This is a genomic window from Microbacterium lacusdiani, from assembly GCF_054779895.1.
Map to the genome: position 1 here is coordinate 82,494 of NZ_BAAGXJ010000010.1, position 16,384 is coordinate 98,877.

General features: G+C 71.5%; 19 protein-coding genes. 16 read left to right on the forward strand and 3 right to left on the reverse strand.

Annotation, left to right across the window (positions count from 1 at the left end; translation table 11 throughout):
* The first annotated feature begins 119 nt into the window (after positions 1-119).
* Entirely contained in the window at positions 120-1,655 is a 1,536-nt protein-coding gene (hflX, locus tag ACYVGN_RS08475) for a GTPase HflX (RefSeq protein WP_055993317.1), read from the forward strand.
* Between the two features lie 2 nt (positions 1,656-1,657).
* The gene (locus tag ACYVGN_RS08480; RefSeq protein ID WP_055993319.1) at positions 1,658-2,254 is read left to right on the forward strand and encodes a GNAT family N-acetyltransferase; all 597 of its coding nucleotides are present in this window, start codon (positions 1,658-1,660) and stop codon (positions 2,252-2,254) included.
* A gap of 7 nt (positions 2,255-2,261) precedes the next feature.
* Here ACYVGN_RS08480 and ACYVGN_RS08485 read toward each other — a convergent pair whose 3' ends face one another.
* Together ACYVGN_RS08485 and lexA are read right to left on the reverse strand one after the other, a co-directional pair.
* Positions 2,262-4,217 carry a S9 family peptidase gene (locus ACYVGN_RS08485; protein ID WP_460790104.1) on the reverse strand — a complete coding sequence of 652 codons (1,956 nt, stop codon included), beginning with the start codon at positions 4,215-4,217 and terminating at the stop codon, positions 2,262-2,264.
* 30 nt (positions 4,218-4,247) lie between these two features.
* Entirely contained in the window at positions 4,248-4,967 is a 720-nt protein-coding gene (gene lexA / locus ACYVGN_RS08490) for a transcriptional repressor LexA (protein ID WP_460790106.1), read from the reverse strand.
* Between the two features lie 264 nt (positions 4,968-5,231).
* Here lexA and ACYVGN_RS08495 point away from each other — a divergent pair, with 264 nt between their 5' ends.
* The 6 genes from ACYVGN_RS08495 (at position 5,232) to ACYVGN_RS08520 (ending at position 9,678) form a co-directional block, all read left to right on the forward strand.
* On the forward strand, positions 5,232-5,642 hold the full coding sequence (locus ACYVGN_RS08495; protein ID WP_460790107.1) for a LysM peptidoglycan-binding domain-containing protein: 411 nt from the start codon (positions 5,232-5,234) through the stop codon (positions 5,640-5,642).
* Between the two features lie 34 nt (positions 5,643-5,676).
* Positions 5,677-6,768, forward strand: a complete 1,092-nt coding sequence (locus ACYVGN_RS08500; protein WP_374198154.1) for a histidinol-phosphate transaminase — start codon at positions 5,677-5,679, stop codon at positions 6,766-6,768.
* A 64-nt stretch (positions 6,769-6,832) separates the two neighbouring features.
* Complete coding sequence (hisB, locus tag ACYVGN_RS08505) at positions 6,833-7,438, forward strand: imidazoleglycerol-phosphate dehydratase HisB (protein ID WP_055993327.1); 606 nt, start codon at positions 6,833-6,835, stop codon at positions 7,436-7,438.
* Positions 7,435-8,121 carry an imidazole glycerol phosphate synthase subunit HisH gene (gene hisH, locus ACYVGN_RS08510; protein ID WP_055993329.1) on the forward strand — a complete coding sequence of 229 codons (687 nt, stop codon included), beginning with the start codon at positions 7,435-7,437 and terminating at the stop codon, positions 8,119-8,121. Before hisB ends, hisH begins: the two co-directional genes overlap by 4 nt.
* A gap of 59 nt (positions 8,122-8,180) precedes the next feature.
* Positions 8,181-8,927 (forward strand): bifunctional 1-(5-phosphoribosyl)-5-((5-phosphoribosylamino)methylideneamino)imidazole-4-carboxamide isomerase/phosphoribosylanthranilate isomerase PriA, encoded by a 747-nt coding sequence (gene priA / locus ACYVGN_RS08515; RefSeq protein ID WP_055993331.1) that lies wholly within the window; start codon positions 8,181-8,183, stop codon positions 8,925-8,927.
* On the forward strand, positions 8,911-9,678 hold the full coding sequence (locus ACYVGN_RS08520; RefSeq protein ID WP_460790109.1) for an SseB family protein: 768 nt from the start codon (positions 8,911-8,913) through the stop codon (positions 9,676-9,678). Before priA ends, ACYVGN_RS08520 begins: the two co-directional genes overlap by 17 nt.
* A gap of 21 nt (positions 9,679-9,699) precedes the next feature.
* On the opposite strand, the gene ACYVGN_RS08525 is transcribed toward ACYVGN_RS08520, so the two are convergent.
* Positions 9,700-10,110: a DUF1844 domain-containing protein gene (locus ACYVGN_RS08525; RefSeq protein WP_055993336.1), complete on the reverse strand. Its 411-nt coding sequence runs from the start codon at positions 10,108-10,110 to the stop codon at positions 9,700-9,702.
* Between the two features lie 305 nt (positions 10,111-10,415).
* On the opposite strand from ACYVGN_RS08525, the gene infC reads away from it, so the two are divergent.
* From infC to ACYVGN_RS08565, 8 genes are all read left to right on the forward strand, one after another.
* The gene (gene infC, locus ACYVGN_RS08530) at positions 10,416-10,982 is read left to right on the forward strand and encodes a translation initiation factor IF-3 (protein WP_230667697.1); all 567 of its coding nucleotides are present in this window, start codon (positions 10,416-10,418) and stop codon (positions 10,980-10,982) included.
* A gap of 74 nt (positions 10,983-11,056) precedes the next feature.
* The gene (gene rpmI / locus ACYVGN_RS08535) at positions 11,057-11,251 is read left to right on the forward strand and encodes a 50S ribosomal protein L35 (RefSeq protein ID WP_055993338.1); all 195 of its coding nucleotides are present in this window, start codon (positions 11,057-11,059) and stop codon (positions 11,249-11,251) included.
* A gap of 29 nt (positions 11,252-11,280) precedes the next feature.
* Positions 11,281-11,667, forward strand: a complete 387-nt coding sequence (gene rplT / locus ACYVGN_RS08540; RefSeq protein WP_055993340.1) for a 50S ribosomal protein L20 — start codon at positions 11,281-11,283, stop codon at positions 11,665-11,667.
* 371 nt (positions 11,668-12,038) lie between these two features.
* Positions 12,039-12,839 (forward strand): TrmH family RNA methyltransferase, encoded by an 801-nt coding sequence (locus ACYVGN_RS08545; protein WP_460790112.1) that lies wholly within the window; start codon positions 12,039-12,041, stop codon positions 12,837-12,839.
* A gap of 139 nt (positions 12,840-12,978) precedes the next feature.
* On the forward strand, positions 12,979-13,719 hold the full coding sequence (locus tag ACYVGN_RS08550) for an amino acid ABC transporter ATP-binding protein (RefSeq protein WP_460790114.1): 741 nt from the start codon (positions 12,979-12,981) through the stop codon (positions 13,717-13,719).
* 58 nt (positions 13,720-13,777) lie between these two features.
* Positions 13,778-14,668, forward strand: a complete 891-nt coding sequence (locus tag ACYVGN_RS08555) for a glutamate ABC transporter substrate-binding protein (protein ID WP_460790116.1) — start codon at positions 13,778-13,780, stop codon at positions 14,666-14,668.
* 79 nt (positions 14,669-14,747) lie between these two features.
* A complete protein-coding gene (locus tag ACYVGN_RS08560; protein ID WP_055993349.1) occupies positions 14,748-15,404 on the forward strand; it encodes an amino acid ABC transporter permease in 657 nt (218 codons plus the stop codon).
* A complete protein-coding gene (locus ACYVGN_RS08565) occupies positions 15,401-16,321 on the forward strand; it encodes an amino acid ABC transporter permease (RefSeq protein WP_134745790.1) in 921 nt (306 codons plus the stop codon). Before ACYVGN_RS08560 ends, ACYVGN_RS08565 begins: the two co-directional genes overlap by 4 nt.
* Positions 16,322-16,384 lie beyond the last annotated feature (63 nt).

A 16,384-nucleotide genomic window follows, 5' to 3' on the forward strand; every position in this document is an offset into this window, starting at 1 on the left:
GTGCCCGGACGTGCTCGTCCGGTGCCGAGGGGCCCATGGCCGCGCGGGGCGCGGGAGAATAGGCTGGAGAGCTCGATACGCGGCAGGCGCCGCGCATCGGCTCGCGACGAAAGGCATGGATGACTGACACCACCACACCAGATCCCGACACCGACGGCGTCGTCGGTCAGGCAGAGCCGGATCTGGTGGATCGCGTGCTCTCGCGCGCCGAGGCGCGCACCGGGGCACGGGTCTTCGGAGCCGCGCAGGCGCTGCAGGATGCGACCACGACCGGCGAGGGCACGGCGGACGGCGAGCAGTGGGATCGCGAGGAGCGCGCGGCGCTGCGTCGCGTCGGCGGCCTCTCGACCGAGCTCGAGGACGTCACCGAGGTCGAGTACCGGCAGCTCCGGCTCGAGAACGTCGTGCTCGTGGGCGTGTACTCGCAGGGCTCGCTGACCGACGCGGAGAACTCGCTGCGCGAGCTCGCGGCGCTCGCCGAGACCGCTGGCGCCGTGGTGCTGGACGGCGTGCTCCAGCGGCGCCCGCACCCGGACCCCGCGACGTACATCGGTCGCGGCAAGGCCGACGAGCTCAAGGACATCGTCGCGGCCGTGGGAGCCGACACCGTGATCGCCGACACGGAACTCGCACCCAGCCAGCGGCGCGCGCTCGAGGACGTCGTCAAGGTCAAGGTGATCGACCGCACCACGGTGATCCTCGACATCTTCAGCCAGCACGCCAAGAGCCGCGAGGGCAAGGCTCAGGTCGAGCTCGCGCAGCTCGAGTACCTGCTGCCGCGCCTGCGCGGCTGGGGTGACTCGATGAGCCGCCAGGCGGGTGGCCAGGTCGGCGCCGGCGGCGCGGGCATGGGCTCGCGCGGTCCCGGTGAGACGAAGATCGAGCTCGACCGCCGTCGCATCCGCACGCGCATGGCGCAGCTGCGCCGGCAGATCCGCGACTTCGCGCCCGCGCGCGAGGCGAAGCGGGGCGAGCGCAAGCGCAACACGATCCCCTCGGTCGCGATCGCCGGCTACACCAACGCCGGCAAGTCGAGCCTGCTGAACCGGCTCACCAGCGCCGGGGTCCTGGTCGAGAACGCGCTGTTCGCGACCCTCGACGCCACGGTGCGGCGGTCCGAGACCTCGGACGGCCGCGTCTACACGATCGCCGACACGGTCGGCTTCGTGCGCAACCTGCCGCACCAGCTCGTGGAGGCGTTCCGTTCGACCCTCGAGGAGGTGGCCGACGCCGACGTCATCCTGCACGTCGTCGACGCGCATCACCCCGACCCGGCCGGGCAGCTGCAGACCGTCCGCGACGTGATGGGCGACGTGGGCGCGCGCGACATCCACGAGATCGTCGTCTTCAACAAGGCCGATCTCGTGGACGACGACACGCGCCTCGTCCTGCGGGGCCTCGAGCCGAACGCGGTCTTCGTGTCCTCGCGCAGCGGCGAGGGCATCGACGAGCTGCGCGCGGCCATCGAGGCGGCGCTGCCAATGCCCGAGGTCGAGATCCGCGCGCTCGTCCCGTACGACCGCGGCGAGCTGATCTCGGCCATCCACGAGCAGGGGCACCTTCTCGAGCGCTCGCACGAGGAGGGCGGCACGCTGGTGCACGCCCACGTGTCCGAGCGCCTCGCCGCGGCGCTCGAGCCCTTCCGCGTGGCCTGAGCATGCGGATCCGGCCGTACGCAGCCGCCGACCGCGACGCCGTCGCGGAGATCTGCCTGCGCACGGCCGACTACGGCGGGGACGCCACGGGCGTGCTCGAGGACGACGGGCTGTGGGCGGACGTGTGGGCGCTGCCGTACGTGTCCCGCCACCCGGACCTGGCCTTCGTGCTCGAGGACGAGGGCCGCGTGATCGGGTACGTGGTCGGCACGGACGACACCGACGCCTTCGAGGAGTGGTTCCGGGTCGACTGGTGGCCGTCGCGCACCGAGGGACGCGCGCGACCCGAGCGGGAGCGAACGCGCCAGGAGGGCATCCTGCTCTACGCCTACGGACGCCGGCCGGGCGCGGAGCCGTACGCCGCGGCGGGCTACCCGGCGCACCTGCACATCGACCTGCTGCCCGAGGCCCAGGGGCGGGGGTGGGGGCGCCGGCTCATCGAGGCGCTGGTCGCCGAGCTGCGCCGCCGCGGCGTGCCGGGGCTGCACCTGACCGCCGCGACCCGGAACGCCGGCGCCCTGGCGTTCTACGACCGCGTCGGGTTCTCGCGCCTGCCCTCGCACGAGGGGGTCCAGGCGTTCGGGATGCGACTGGGCTGACCCGGAGTCAGTCCAGGTCGATCGGCGGCACCCCGGGGGTCTCGAACCCGAGGATCGCGCCCAGGAAGGCCAGCTCGGCCTCGAACGCGCGCACGAGCGTCTCCGCCTGCCGGAAGCCATGCGACTCGCCCTCGAACAGCAGGTACTTGTGCGGCACGCCGTTGGCCGCCAGCGCGTCGCGCAGCGCCTCGGACTGCGACGGCGGCACCACCGGGTCGTCGGCGCCCTGCAGGATGAGCAGCGGCGTCTGCAGCGTCTCGGGCCGCGACAGGGGCGAGCGGCTGACGTACAGCGGCTCGGCCTGGGGGAGCGGGCCGACGAGGCCGTCGAGGTACCGCGCCTCGAAGTCGTGCGTGTCGTCGGCCAGCCGCCGCAGGTCCGCGACGCCGTAGCGGCTGATGCCGGCGGCGAACACGTCCGTGTCGGCGACCGCGCACAGCACGGTCCAGCCGCCGGCCGAGCCGCCCTTGATCGCGATCCGGGCGGGATCCGCCAGACCCGCCGCCGCGAGCCCCCGCGCGGCGGCGGCCGTGTCGGCGACGTCGACGATGCCCCAGCGGCCGCGCAGCCGCTCGCGGTACGCGCGGCCGTAGCCGGTCGATCCGCCGTAGTTCACGTCGAGCACGCCGATGCCGCGGCTCGTGAAGTACGCGACCGCGAGCGAGAGCTCGCCCGACGCGTGCGCGGTCGGCCCGCCGTGCACGAGCACGAGGTACGGAGGCAGCTCGCCCTCGGGAGCGGTCGCATCCGGGTTGGTCGGAGGGTATGCGAACGCGTGGACGTCGCCGTCCGGACCCTCGAAGGTCACGGCGCGGGAGGTCGGCATCCATGCGGGGGCGAGCGCCGAGACCCCGCCGCGCAGCGCGGTGAGCGTGCGCGCGTCGACGTCCAGGAGCCAGAGGCCTCCGGGGACGCGGGTGCCGGCGCCCGTGAGCAGGACGCGGGAGCCCTGTGCGTCCCGCACGAGCACCCCGCCGGTGAGCGAGGTCTCCAGGCCGTCCACCGCGCCGCACGTCGGATCGATCACGATGAGCTCGTCGGCGCCGTGCGTGCGCACCGCGACGATCCGGCCGTCGTCGAGCGCCGCGAACCAGCGGGTCGCGAGGTTCCACAGCGGTCCGCCCGTGTCGGCGTCGGCGGGGTAGATCGGCTCCGGGCCGGTCGCGCCGAGGCCGTCGAACCGCACCCAGTGGAGGTTCCAGCGGCCCTCGGGGTCGGCGGTGAACATGAGCTCGTCGTCGCCGGTCCACTCGGGCTGCAGCGCCGAGATCCCGCCGTCCTCCGTGCGGCCCCCCGCGACCACCACGTGGTCCGCCACGCGCCCGTCGGGGCCGATCCGGCCCACGCGCAGCTCGGAGGCGTCCCACGGCATGTCCGGGTGGTCCCACGCGATCCAGGCGAGTCGGTCGCCGCGCGGCGCCGGGTACGCGAGGAAGTCCGAACCGGCCACCACGCTGAGGATCGCCTCGGGATCGTCGGCCGCGGAGCCGTCGAGCGGGATCACGACGATATCGCGCACGGGGGAGCGGTCGCCGGCGTGTGTCTCGCGCACGGCCCACAGCCGGCCCCCGCCGTCGGGACCGGCGGCGAACGTGAGGTCGCCGAAGCTCATCCCCAGGCCCGCCGGCGTGAGGGGCTCGGGCGCGCCGCCCACGGTCAACCGGTGCACGCGCTGATCCGAGCCCTCCACGAAAAGCAGCTCGGAGGCCGGCGTGACGGTCCACGCACCGCCGCCGTACTCGTGCACGCGCGAGCGCGCGTTCCAGGGCGCCGGCAGCAGCGCCTCGGGCTCGTCGTCCGTGAGCCGGAAGACCGCGGTGCGCCCCCGCTCCGACGGCACGCTCTCGCTCCACCAGATCTCGTCGCCCACGAAGCGCGCGCCGTCCAGGCGAGGCGAGCCTCCGGCGATGTCGGCTGCCGCGATCGGCGAGGGCCAGGATCCGTATGGGAGCGTCTGTGCCATGCCCCCACGCTATCGGGGAGCCCGCGGAGGTCAGACCGCGCGCATCACCGCGACGACCTTGCCCAGCACGACCGCCTCGTCGCCGAGGATCGGCTCGAACGCGGAGTTGCGCGGCAGGAGCCACGTGTGGCCGTCGCGCTGCCGGAAGACCTTGACCGTGGCCTCGCCGTCGAGCATGGCCGCGACGATGTCGCCGTTCTCCGCCGTGTTCTGCACGCGCACGACCACCCAGTCGCCGTCGCAGATCGCGGCGTCGATCATGGACTCGCCCGAGACCTTCAGCATGAACAGCTCGCCCTTGCCGACCAGCTGGCGGGGGAGCGGGAAGATCTCCTCGACCTGCTGATCGGCCGTGATCGGCACGCCCGCCGCGATGCGGCCGACGAGCGGCACCATGGCGGCGTCGCCGACCGTGGGCATGCCCGCGTCGAGGTTCTCCGCCGACTGGCCGGGGAGGTCGATCAGCACCTCCATCGCACGCGTCTTGCCGGGGTCGCGGCGCAGGTAGCCGCTCAGCTCGAGCTGCCCCAGCTGATGCGTGACGCTCGAGAGCGACTTGAGGCCGACCGCGTCGCCGATCTCGCGCATCGTGGGCGGGTAGCCCTTGGTCTGGATCGAGCGCTGGATGACCTCGAGGATGGCCAGCTGCTTGTCGCTGAGGCTCTTGCGGCGCCGCGTGCGGGGCTTCTCGTCGGCCGCAGCCGACTGTCCGGCGTCGAGGTTCGACGTGCTGGTGTCGACGGCGCTCATGTCCCGTGCTCCTTCGCTCCGACATCCGATGTCGGTGGCCCGTGGTGGAGTGTCCTTCATCGAAACGGTATCCGAGAACCACGCGGATCCGGAAGATCTGTTCGAGCGTGTCGCGTGACATCTCGGACCGGTTTTCGAAGAAGACGTTGACAGATTCGAATCTTCGAAGATAGATTCGGAACAGAGCTTCGCATCCGGCCCTCCCGGCCGAGCGCCGGATGCGAAGCCTCTCCGATCCTCTCGAGGAAGCTGAAGGAGCCGCAGATGACCACCGTGAGCATCACCGCCTACCAGGCCCCGGTCCGCCCCGCCCGTGCCCTCCGCACCGAGCGCGCCGTCCGCGTGGCGCCGGCGACGCGGCTGCGGGTCACGCGCCGCGGTCGTCGCGTGCTGGCCGCCCTCGCCGCGGCTCCGGTCGCCGCGGGCCTGGCCCTCGCCGTCATCAGCGGCGGAGGCGCCCTCGCGTCGCGCGAGGACGGCGCACCCGCCGGCACGTTCGACACCGTGACGGTCATGGCGGGCGACTCGCTCTGGTCGATCGCGGAGGAGATCGCTCCGGCCGCGGACCCGCGCGACGTGGTGGACGCGATCGTCGCGCTGAACCAGCTGCAGAGCTCGTCGGTCGCCGCCGGAGAGCGGCTCGCGATCCCGGCGGAGTACTCCTCGGCCCGCTGACGGACGAGAGGCCACCCGTCCGAGCGGCCCTAGCATTGAGAGGGTGACGGTCACTCTCGACGAACTGCCGATCCGCGACGACCTGCGCGGGCAGAAGCCCTACGGGGCACCTCAGGCGCCTCTCCCCGTGGCACTCAACGTCAACGAGAACACGCATCCCGTGCCGGCCGAGGTCGCGGACGACATCGCCGACGCGGTGGCCCAGGCTCTGCGCAACGTCAACCGCTACCCGGATCGCGAGTTCACCGAGCTCCGGCAGGGCTTCGCGCAGTACCTCGGCCACGGCCTCGACGAGAGCCGGATCTGGGCCGGCAACGGCTCGAACGAGGTGCTGCAGCACGTGCTGCAGGCGTTCGCGGGTCCCGGGCGCTCGGCGTTCGGCTTCGAGCCCACCTACTCCATGTACCGGCTCCTCACACGGGGCGTCGGGTCCGAGTGGATCGGCGGCACGCGCGGCCACGACTACACGATCGACCCGGAGGACGCGGCCCGCCAGGTGGCGGAGGCGCGGCCCGATGTCGTGTTTCTGTGCGCCCCCAACAACCCCACTGGCACGCCGCTGTCGCTCGACGTGGTCGAGGCCGTGTACGACGCGACAGACGGCATCGTGGTGGTGGACGAGGCGTACCAGGAGTTCGCGCCGCACGAGTCGCCCTCGGCGCTGACGCTGCTGGGCGGGCGCCCCCGCCTCGCGGTCTCGCGCACCATGAGCAAGGCGTTCGCCTTCGCCGGCGCCCGCGTGGGCTATCTCGCGGCCGATCCGGTGCTGATCGACGCGCTGCGCCTGGTCCGTCTCCCGTACCACCTCAGCGCGCTGACGCAGGCGGCCGCGACCGCGGCTCTGCGGCACTCCGACACCATGCTGCGGATGGTCGACGAGATCGTCGTGCAGCGGGACCGGATGTCGGCGACGCTCGAGGCGCTCGGCTACCGCGCGTACGAGTCGTGGACGAACTTCGTGCTGTTCGGCGGCGTCTCCGACCCCGCCGCGACGTGGCAGGCGCTGTACGACCGAGGCGTGCTCATCCGCGACATCGGCATCCCCGGCCACCTGCGGGTCACGGCCGGCACCGAGGAGGAGACCACGGCGTTCCTGGAGGCCCTGGCCGAGCTGGGCCGTCGCTGAGCGGAGGCCGTGCGCGGTCGCCGCGCGGTCCGGCGGCGACCGCGCCCCGACTAGACTCGCGGGCATGACGACTGCCCGAATCGCACGCCGCACCCGCTCCACCAGCGAGTCGAGCGTCGAGCTGGAGCTGAACCTCGACGGCACCGGCCGCAGCACCATCTCGACCGGCGTGCCGTTCTTCGACCACATGCTGACGGCGTTCGCGAAGCACTCGCTGACCGATCTCACGGTGACCGCGACGGGCGACACCCACATCGACGCCCACCACTCGGTCGAGGACATCTCGATCGTGCTGGGCCAGGCGATCCGCGAGGCCCTCGGCGACAAGTCGGGCATCTCGCGCTACGGCGACGCCCTCGTGCCGTTGGACGAGGCGCTCGCGCAGGCCGTCGTCGACATCTCCGGCCGGCCGTTCCTCGTGCACGAGGGCGAGCCCGCCGGCTTCGAGCTCCACCTGATCGGCGGTCACTTCACCGGGTCGCTCGTGCGCCACACGTTCGAGGCGCTCGCATTCAACGCGGGCCTCACGATGCACGTGCGCGTCATCTCGGGCCGCGATCCGCACCACATCGCCGAGGCCGAGTACAAGGCGCTCGCGCGCGCGTTCCGCCAGGCGAAGGCGCTCGATCCGCTGGTCGAGGGCATCCCGTCGACCAAGGGAGCCCTGTGAGCGAGGCGAACACCCCCGACGACGCCGTGCGCGAGGGCGACAAGCCCGTCGTCGCGGTCCTGGACTACGGCTCCGGGAACATCCACTCCGCCGTCAAGGCCCTGCAGTCGGCGGGAGCGGACGTGCGGCTCACGCGCGACCGCGGCCTGATCCTCGACGCGGACGGCCTGCTCGTCCCCGGCGTCGGCGCCTTCCGGGCCGTCATGGAGCAGCTGCGGTCCGTGCGGGGTCCCGAGCTCATCGAGCGCCGCCTGGCGGGCGGACGGCCCGTGCTGGGCATCTGCGTCGGCATGCAGGTGCTGTTCGAGCACGGCATCGAGCGGGGCGTCGACACGGAGGGCCTCGGCGAGTGGCCCGGCGTGGTCGAGGAGCTCAAGGCGCCCGTCGTGCCGCACATGGGCTGGAACACGGTGGAGGCGGGGGAGGGCTCGCGCCTGTTCCGCGGGCTCGAGGACGAGCGCTTCTACTTCGTGCACTCGTTCGCCGCGCAGGAGTGGACGCTCGACGTCCAGCCGCCCTTCCCGCAGCCGGTCCTGACCTGGGCGGAGCACGGCGGCCGCTTCCTCGCGGCCGTCGAGAACGGGCCCCTCTCGGCCACCCAGTTCCACCCCGAGAAGTCGGGGGAGGCGGGCATCCGCCTGCTGCGGAATTGGATCGACGGCCTCCGCGGGGCTAACCTCTGAGATCGTGCCCCGCGACGGGAGATTCCCGGCGCTCGCGGATCCGAAGCACATTGGGAGCTATGAACGACTTCGCGTCCACCCCCGGACTGATCCTGCTGCCCGCTGTCGACGTCGCCGACGGCAAGGCCGTCCGCCTGACCCAGGGCGCCGCCGGCACCGAGACCGACTACGGCGACCCCATCGAGGCGGCCGAGAACTGGGCCAAGCAGGGTGCCGAGTGGATCCACCTGGTCGACCTGGACGCGGCGTTCGGCCGCGGCAGCAACGCGGGCGTCCTGCGCAAGGTGATCAAGCACCTGCGCGGCGTGAACGTCGAGCTGTCGGGCGGCATCCGCGACGACGCCTCGCTCGAGGCGGCCCTCGAGAGCGGCGCGCAGCGCATCAACCTCGGCACCGCGGCGCTCGAGAACCCCGAGTGGACCGCGTCGGTCATCGGCCGCTACGGCGACGCGATCGCCGTCGGCCTGGACGTGCGCGGCACGACGCTCGCGGCGCGCGGCTGGACGCAGGAGGGCGGCGACCTCTGGGACGTGCTGGAGCGCCTCGAGGAGGCCGGCTGCAGCCGCTACGTCGTGACCGACGTCACGAAGGACGGCACGCTGCGCGGGCCGAACCTCGACCTCCTGCGCGAGATCACGGCGCGCACCCCGAAGCCCATCGTGGCGTCTGGCGGCGTCTCGAGCCTCGACGACATCGCGGCGCTGCGTCGCCTGGTGCCGAACGGCGTCGAGGGCGCGATCGTGGGCAAGGCCCTTTACGCGGGCGCGTTCACGCTCGCCGAGGCGCTGGATGTCGCGGCCGACTGACCGCGCAGACTCCGCCGGCGTCCCGTGGGAGGGACGTCACTTCGAGGCGAACCCCCACGCGTCCGACGACGGCTCCGCCGACCCCGCGCTGCTCGCGGCGCTGACCGCCTTCCGCGCGGGTGACGGGGATCAGGTCGCGGTCGTCGACGCGCTGCGTCGCGCGCGCGTGCTGATTCCGCTGGTGGCAGAGAAGGGCGACGAGGGCGTCGGCGCGCACGGGCTTGTGGTGGACAAGACGCAGGAGCTCTCGATCGTCACGGTCGCCGCGCCGGACGGCCGCAGCGTGCTGCCGGTGTTCAGCTCCGTCGAGGCGCTGGGTCGCTGGGACGCGAAGGCCCGTCCGATCCCCGTCGAGGCGGTGCGCGCGGCGCTGGCCGCGTCGGCAGAGCACACGGACCTGATGGTGCTGGACCCCACGTCCGACACGGAGTTCGTCGTCCGCCGCCCGGCCGTCTGGGCGATCGCGCAGGGCGAGCCGTGGACCCCCAGCTTCGCCGACCCCGACGTCTTCCTCGGCCTGCAGGAGAGCATCGCGGGCGAGCTCGCCGTGCTCGACCTCGAGGTGGAGCCGGGAGACCCGACCGCGCGGCTGCAGGGGCCCGAGCTCGTGGTGCGGCTCACGCTCATGTCCGGGCTGGACCGGACCGAGCTCGACGCCGTGCTGGCCCGGCTGGCGCGCCGCTGGTCGACCGACGACCGCGTGGCGACCCTCGTCGACTCGCTCGCGATCAAGCTCGCGAGCACTGAGTAGCCGCCGCGGGGCGGGTGCCGGTCAGACGACCGGGCCCGTCCACTTCTCGCCGGGGCCCTTGCCCAGCTCGTCCGGGATGGTCGAGATCTCGCGGAAGCGCAGCTGCAGGGACCGCAGGCCGTCGCGGATGGGGCGCGCGTGCATGTCGCTGATCTCGGGGGCTGCGGCGGTCACGAGGCCGGCGAGCGCGTTGATGAGCTTGCGCGCCTCGTCGAGGTCGATGTCGGCGTCGGCGTCGGGGGAGTCCGCGAGGCCGAGCTTGACGGCGGCCGCGCTCATGAGGTGGACGCAGGCCGAGCCGATGACCTCGACGGCCGCGACGTCCGCGATGTCCCGCACGGCCGAGGTGTCGGCCGCGGCGCGGTCCTGCTCCTCCCAGCGCGCCTCGCGCTGGGCGTCGAAGGAGTGGGTGTGGCCGGGGTTGGTGCTCATGTGCCGCTCTCTGCTAGACTTTCCCGGGCTCCGGACCTTCTCGCATGAGAAGCCGGACGAAAGAGGATTCACTTCCCACCCGCGCTTGCCGTCATAAGGCTACCGGGTCATGCACTCCCTCGCGTTCGCGCGAGTGTTCCAGGCCGCCGCGGCATGCCTGATCGGGTGAGGCCGACGTGTGACGTCTGCCGGGTGGATGCTGAGTCTCTCTCCCGCCCGTGGCACGAAAACGTCGTCACGGTGGCCTCAGTCACCCACCCAAGGAGTTCCGCATCAGCGATCCCCGTACCAACGAGCGCATCCGCGTGCCCGAGGTCCGACTCGTCGGCCCGAACGGCGAGCAGATCGGCGTCGTCCGCATCGAGGCCGCCCTCCGCCTGGCGCAGGAGGCCGATCTCGACCTCGTCGAGGTGGCCCCCAACTCGAAGCCTCCCGTCGTCAAGATCATGGACTACGGGAAGTTCAAGTACGAGGCCGCGCAGAAGGCCAAGGAGGCCCGTCGCAATCAGGCCAACACGGTCCTCAAGGAGGTCCGGTTCCGCCTGAAGATCGACGAACACGACTACGAGACCAAGCGCAAGCGCGCGGAGGGCTTCCTGAAGTCGGGTGACAAGGTGAAGGCCATGATCCTGTTCCGCGGTCGCGAGCAGTCGCGCCCCGAGCAGGGCGTGCGCCTGCTGAAGAAGTTCGCGGACGACGTCGCCGAGTTCGGCACCGTCGAGTCCAACCCCAAGGTGGACGGCCGGAACATGGTGATGGTCATCGCGCCGCACAAGAACAAGTCCGAGGTCAAGACCGAGCAGAACGCGCAGCGCGCGGCCACCAAGGCCGCGGCGCGCGAGGCGAAGGCGCAGGCCCCGGCCGCGGAGTGATCCGCCCCACAGACTCCCGCTCCGGCGGGTGCACACAACGTCGCCCCGAGGGGCGCATCACGAAGGAAGAGAAGATGCCGAAGCAGAAGACCCACTCGGGCAGCAAGAAGCGCTTCAAGATCACCGGCAGCGGCAAGATCAAGAAGCAGCAGGCGGGCATGCGCCACAACCTCGAGTCCAAGTCGAGCCGTCGCACGCGCCGTCTCAACCAGGACCAGGTCATCTCGGGCAACGACCTCAAGCAGGTCAAGAAGCTCCTCGGTCGCTGACGCGAACATCCCGTTAGGAAGAATGAAGAATGGCTAGAGTCAAGCGGGCAGTCAACGCCCAGAAGAAGCGTCGCGTCATCCTCGAGCGCGCCTCGGGTTACCGTGGCCAGCGTTCGCGCCTGTACCGCAAGGCGAAGGAGCAGGTCACCCACTCGCTCGTCTACGCGTACCGCGACCGTCGCAAGCGCAAGGGCGACTTCCGTCGCCTGTGGATCCAGCGCATCAACGCCGCCGCGCGTCAGAACGGCATCACCTACAACCGCTTCATCCAGGGCCTCGGCCTCGCGGGCGTGCAGGTGGACCGTCGCATCCTGGCCGAGCTCGCCGTGAACGAGCCCGCCACGTTCGCCTCGCTCGTCGCGACCGCCAAGGCCGCGCTGCCCAGCGACGTGAACGCGCCGAAGTCGGCCGCGTAAGCATCTCGCTTCCAAGAGGGCGTCCCTTCGGGGGCGCCCTCTTGTCTTCTTATCAAAAGCGGGTCGCACGCGTGCGGGCGCCCCTTCGGGGGCCCTTCGCGAGCGAGAACGTCGCTGACGCTCCGTTCGGCAGCGCTTCGCGCTGCGGTTTGGCCGCTCCGCGGCACGCTCGCTTCGCTCGCACGACGGTAGATGCAGGGTTTATTGCCGGCTCACCCCGGTCGTTGGGCGGAGCGACGAAGGAGCGGAGTCGAAACGCGGGTCATCCAGGCCCCTGCGGGTCGCTGCGTGTTCCCCGAGGTGACGTGCGCGCGGCGCGCGCGTCACCTGCGCTTCATGTCGGTATGCCTGCGCGGCCATAGACTGTCGACGTGCTGGAGAATCCGCGGTCGCCGCGCGTGAGGGCCGTCGCCAAGCTGGCCAAGCGCAACGCGCGCAAGGAGACCGGGCTGTTCCTCCTGGAGGGGCCGCAGGCGGTGCGCGAGGCGCTCGCCTTCCGGCCCGAGACCCTCGTCGAGCTGTTCGCCACGCCCACCGCGCTCGAGCGGCACCAGGACGTCCGCACGCTGCTGACCGACGAGGGCCTGCACGCGCAGTTCGTCTCGGAGGCCGTGCTCGAGGCCATGGCCGACACCGTGACGCCGCAGGGCTTCGTCGCGGTCGCACGGCAGAACCCCACGGCCGTGAAGGACATCTTCGCCGAGGGGCCGCGCCTCATCGCGATCTGCGAGGAGGTGCGCGACCCCGGGAACCTCGGCACGATCATCCGCGCCGCCGACGCGGCCGGCGCCGACGCGGTCGTGCTGACGGGCCGCACGGTCGATCCGTACAACCCCAAGGTCGTGCGCTCGACGACCGGATCCCTGTTCCACCTGCCGGTCGCCGTCGGGGGAGAGCTCGAGGACATCGTCGCGCGCGCGCATGCGGCCGGCCTCGCGGTGCTGGCCGCCGACGTCAAGGGCGACGACCTTCTCGCGGCGCGCGCGGAGGGGCTGCTGGCGCGCCCGACGGCCTGGCTGTTCGGCAACGAGGCGCACGGCCTCGAGGACGGCGCGCTCGCGCTCGCCGACCGCGCGCTGAAGCTGCCGATCTTCGGCCGGGCCGAGTCGCTCAATCTCGCGACCGCCGCGAGCGTGTGCCTCTACGAGAGCGCGTTCGCGCAGCGCGCCTGACCCGGGCCGCGCGCACGCGACACGCCCGGACTGTCCCCTGATCGGGACATTCCCGATCGCGCATGCCGCCTGTTACAAGTCGGTAAAGCGCGGGTCCGCCTGCTGGTCCGCCCCTCGGCGACGGCCTAGGGTGAGTCGCATGACTGAGCCCCTCGTCGTCGTCAAGGACGTGCAGAAGCACTATGGCGACTTCCACGCGCTGAAGGACATCGACCTCACGGTCGGCAAGGGCGAGGTCGTCGTGGTGATCGGCCCCTCCGGGTCCGGCAAGTCGACGCTGTGCCGCACGATCAACCGTCTCGAGACGATCACGAGCGGCACGATCGCGATCGACGGCAAGGAGCTGCCGAAGGAGGGCAAGGGCCTCGCCGAGCTGCGCGCGGATGTGGGCATGGTCTTCCAGTCGTTCAATCTGTTCGCGCACCTGACGATCCTCGAGAACGTGACGCTCGGGCCGATCAAGGTCCGCGGCCTGAGCAAGGCCGAGGCCGAGAAGCAGGCGAAGGCCCTGCTCGACCGAGTCGGCGTCGGGCATCAGGCGGCCAAGCTCCCGGCCCAGCTCTCCGGCGGCCAGCAGCAGCGCGTCGCGATCGCGCGCGCCCTGGCGATGAAGCCCAAGGTGATGCTCTTCGATGAGCCGACCAGCGCGCTCGACCCCGAGATGATCAATGAGGTCCTCGACGTCATGATCTCCCTCGCGAAGGAGGGCATGACGATGATCGTCGTCACGCACGAGATGGGCTTCGCGCGGAAGGCCGCGAACCGCGTCGTGTTCATGGCCGACGGGCAGATCGTCGAGGAGGCGACGCCCGAGGAGTTCTTCACCAACCCGAAGAGCGATCGCGCGAAGGACTTCCTCTCGAAGCTCATCACGCACTGACCCGCCGTCGCGCGAAGCCGCGCGACGATGAGGAACCACCCCACCAAGGAGGAATCACATGCGCAAGTCCCGGATCTTCACGGGCGCCGGCATCGGCCTGACGGCCCTGCTCGCGCTCACCGCGTGCAACAGCGGATCGCCCACCGACCCCGGCGCAGGCGAGGGGGACGGCGGCGACGCCCTCTGGGAGGTCGCGACCGACGTCCAGCTCGAGGGGAGCCCGACGTTCGACCGCATGTCGGAGGCCGGCGAGGTCGTCATCGGCGTCAAGGCGGACCAGCCGGGCCTCGGCTACGAGGACCCCGTGACCGGCGAGCGCACCGGCTTCGACGTGGACATCGCGCGCTGGATCGCGGCGTCGCTGGGCTTCGGCGAGGACCAGATCCAGTTCGAGACCATCCCGTCGGCCAACCGCGAGCAGGAGCTCATCAACGGGAACATCGACTACTACGTCGGCACCTACTCGATGACGCCGGCGCGCGACGAGGTCATCGACTTCGCCGGGCCGTACTTCATCACGGGCCAGGGCCTCCTGGTCGCGGCCGACGACGACTCGATCAACGGCCCCGAGGACCTCGAGGGCAAGGTCACCTGCTCCGTCACGGGCTCCACCCCGCTGCAGCGCATCCGCGAGGAGTACAGCGGCGAGGTCACCGAGCGCCAGACCTACTCGGAGTGCGTCGAGCAGCTCAAGGCCGGCCAGGTGGACGCGATCACGACCGACGAGGCGATCCTCGCCGGCTACGTCGCGCTCGAGCCGGAGGAGCTCAAGCTCACGGGCGAGATCTTCAGCGAGGAGCGCTACGGCGTCGGCATCGCCGACGGCGACACGGCGCTCAAGGACCACATCAACTCCCTCTTCACGGAGGGCGGCGACGTCTGGAACGCGCTGTTCGAGAAGCACCTCGCGCCCGCCGGCGTCGAGGCGACTCAGCCCGCCGTCGACTGACGGCACCCGCCCGGGACGGCCGCGCGACGGCCGTCCCGGGCCCTGATCCTTCCCATCCGACGCGCGCGAAAGGAGCGGCATGGGCGTCATCACCGACAACCTCGACCTGTGGGGCGAGGCGCTGCTCGGCACGCTGCAGCTGTTCTTCGGCGGCGGTCTCGTCGCGCTGATCCTGGGCACCATCGTGGGCGCGATGCGCGTCTCGCCGGTGCCGATCGCGCGCGCCGTCGGCACGTTCTACGTCAACACCATCCGGAACACGCCGCTCACGCTCGTGTTCTTCGGCTTCGCGTTCGCGCTCCCGCCGCTGATCGAGGTTCGTGCGAGCGGCCCCGCGGCGATGGGCTTCGCGATCGCGGCGCTGGGCGTGTACACCGCGACGTACGTGGCGGAGACGATCCGCTCCGGCATCAACACCGTGCCCGTGGGGCAGGCCGAGGCGGCACGCGCGATCGGGCTGACCTTCGGTCAGGTCATGAGCCTGGTCGTGCTGCCGCAGGCGTTCCGCTCGGTCATCCCGCCCATGATGAGCGTGTTCATCGCGCTGCTGAAGAACACGACCGTCGCGGCGGGCTTCTCGGTCCTGAACCTCGGATCGATGCGCGACTGGCTGAGCGAGCGCGGCGAGAACCAGCTGCTCGTGATCGTGTGGGTGATGGTGATCTTCGTGGCCCTGGTGATGCTGCTCTCGTGGGCGCAGCGCAACCTCGAGAAGCGTTGGACGGTGGCACGATGAGCGGCAGCGTTCTGTACGACGTCCCGGGCCCCCGGGCGATCATCCGCAACCGGATCATCGGCATCCTGACGATCGTCGTCGTCCTCGGGATCGTCGCCTTCTTCGTGTGGCGCCTGTTCGCCACGGGCCAGTTCGCCGCCTCGAAGTGGGAGGCGTTCAGCTACACGCGCATCTGGGAGCAGATCGCGATCGGCCTGTGGAACACGGTCAGCGCCTTCGCGCTCGCGGCCGTCGGCGCCCTGGCCGTCGGGTTCGTGCTCGCGATCGGCCGCCTGTCCGATCACGCCTGGGTGCGCTGGCCCGTCACGGCCGTGGTCGAGTTCCTCCGCGCCGTGCCCGTCCTGGTCATGATGTTCCTGCTGTACTACGGCCTGCCCGTGATCGGCATCCGGATGCCGAGCTACTGGGTCGTCGTGATCGCGCTCGTCGCGTACAACGGCTCGGTGCTGGCCGAGGTCATCCGCGCCGGCGTCGAGGCGCTGCCGCGCGGTCAGCGCGAGGCCGGCTACGCGATCGGTCTGCGCAAGTCGGGCGTGATGCGCCTGATCCTGCTTCCCCAGGCGGTGCGGGCGATGATGCCCGTCATCCTGTCGCAGCTCGTCGTGACGCTCAAGGACACCGCGCTCGGCTTCATCATCACGTACGAGGAGCTGCTGTTCTTCGCCAAGCGCCTCGGCGCCGCCGCGACGCTCGACTCGCCGATCATCCAGTCCACGATCGTCGTGGGCGCGATCTACATCGGGCTCTGCCTGCTGCTGTCGGGCGCCGCGCGCCTGGTGGAGAAGCGGATGCAGAAGTCGCCGCGCGTGCGCGCCGCGCAGGAGGCCATCGCGCCGCGCCTGCACGAGGGCACCGACACCGAGGTGATCGCGGCGCAGGAGCTGCACGACCTCGAGCGCGGGCCCGGCGGCCGCTGATCCGGCCCGTGCCGCGCCCCAGGGGCGCGGCACGGGCGGCATCCGGCCGCGGATAGACTCGGT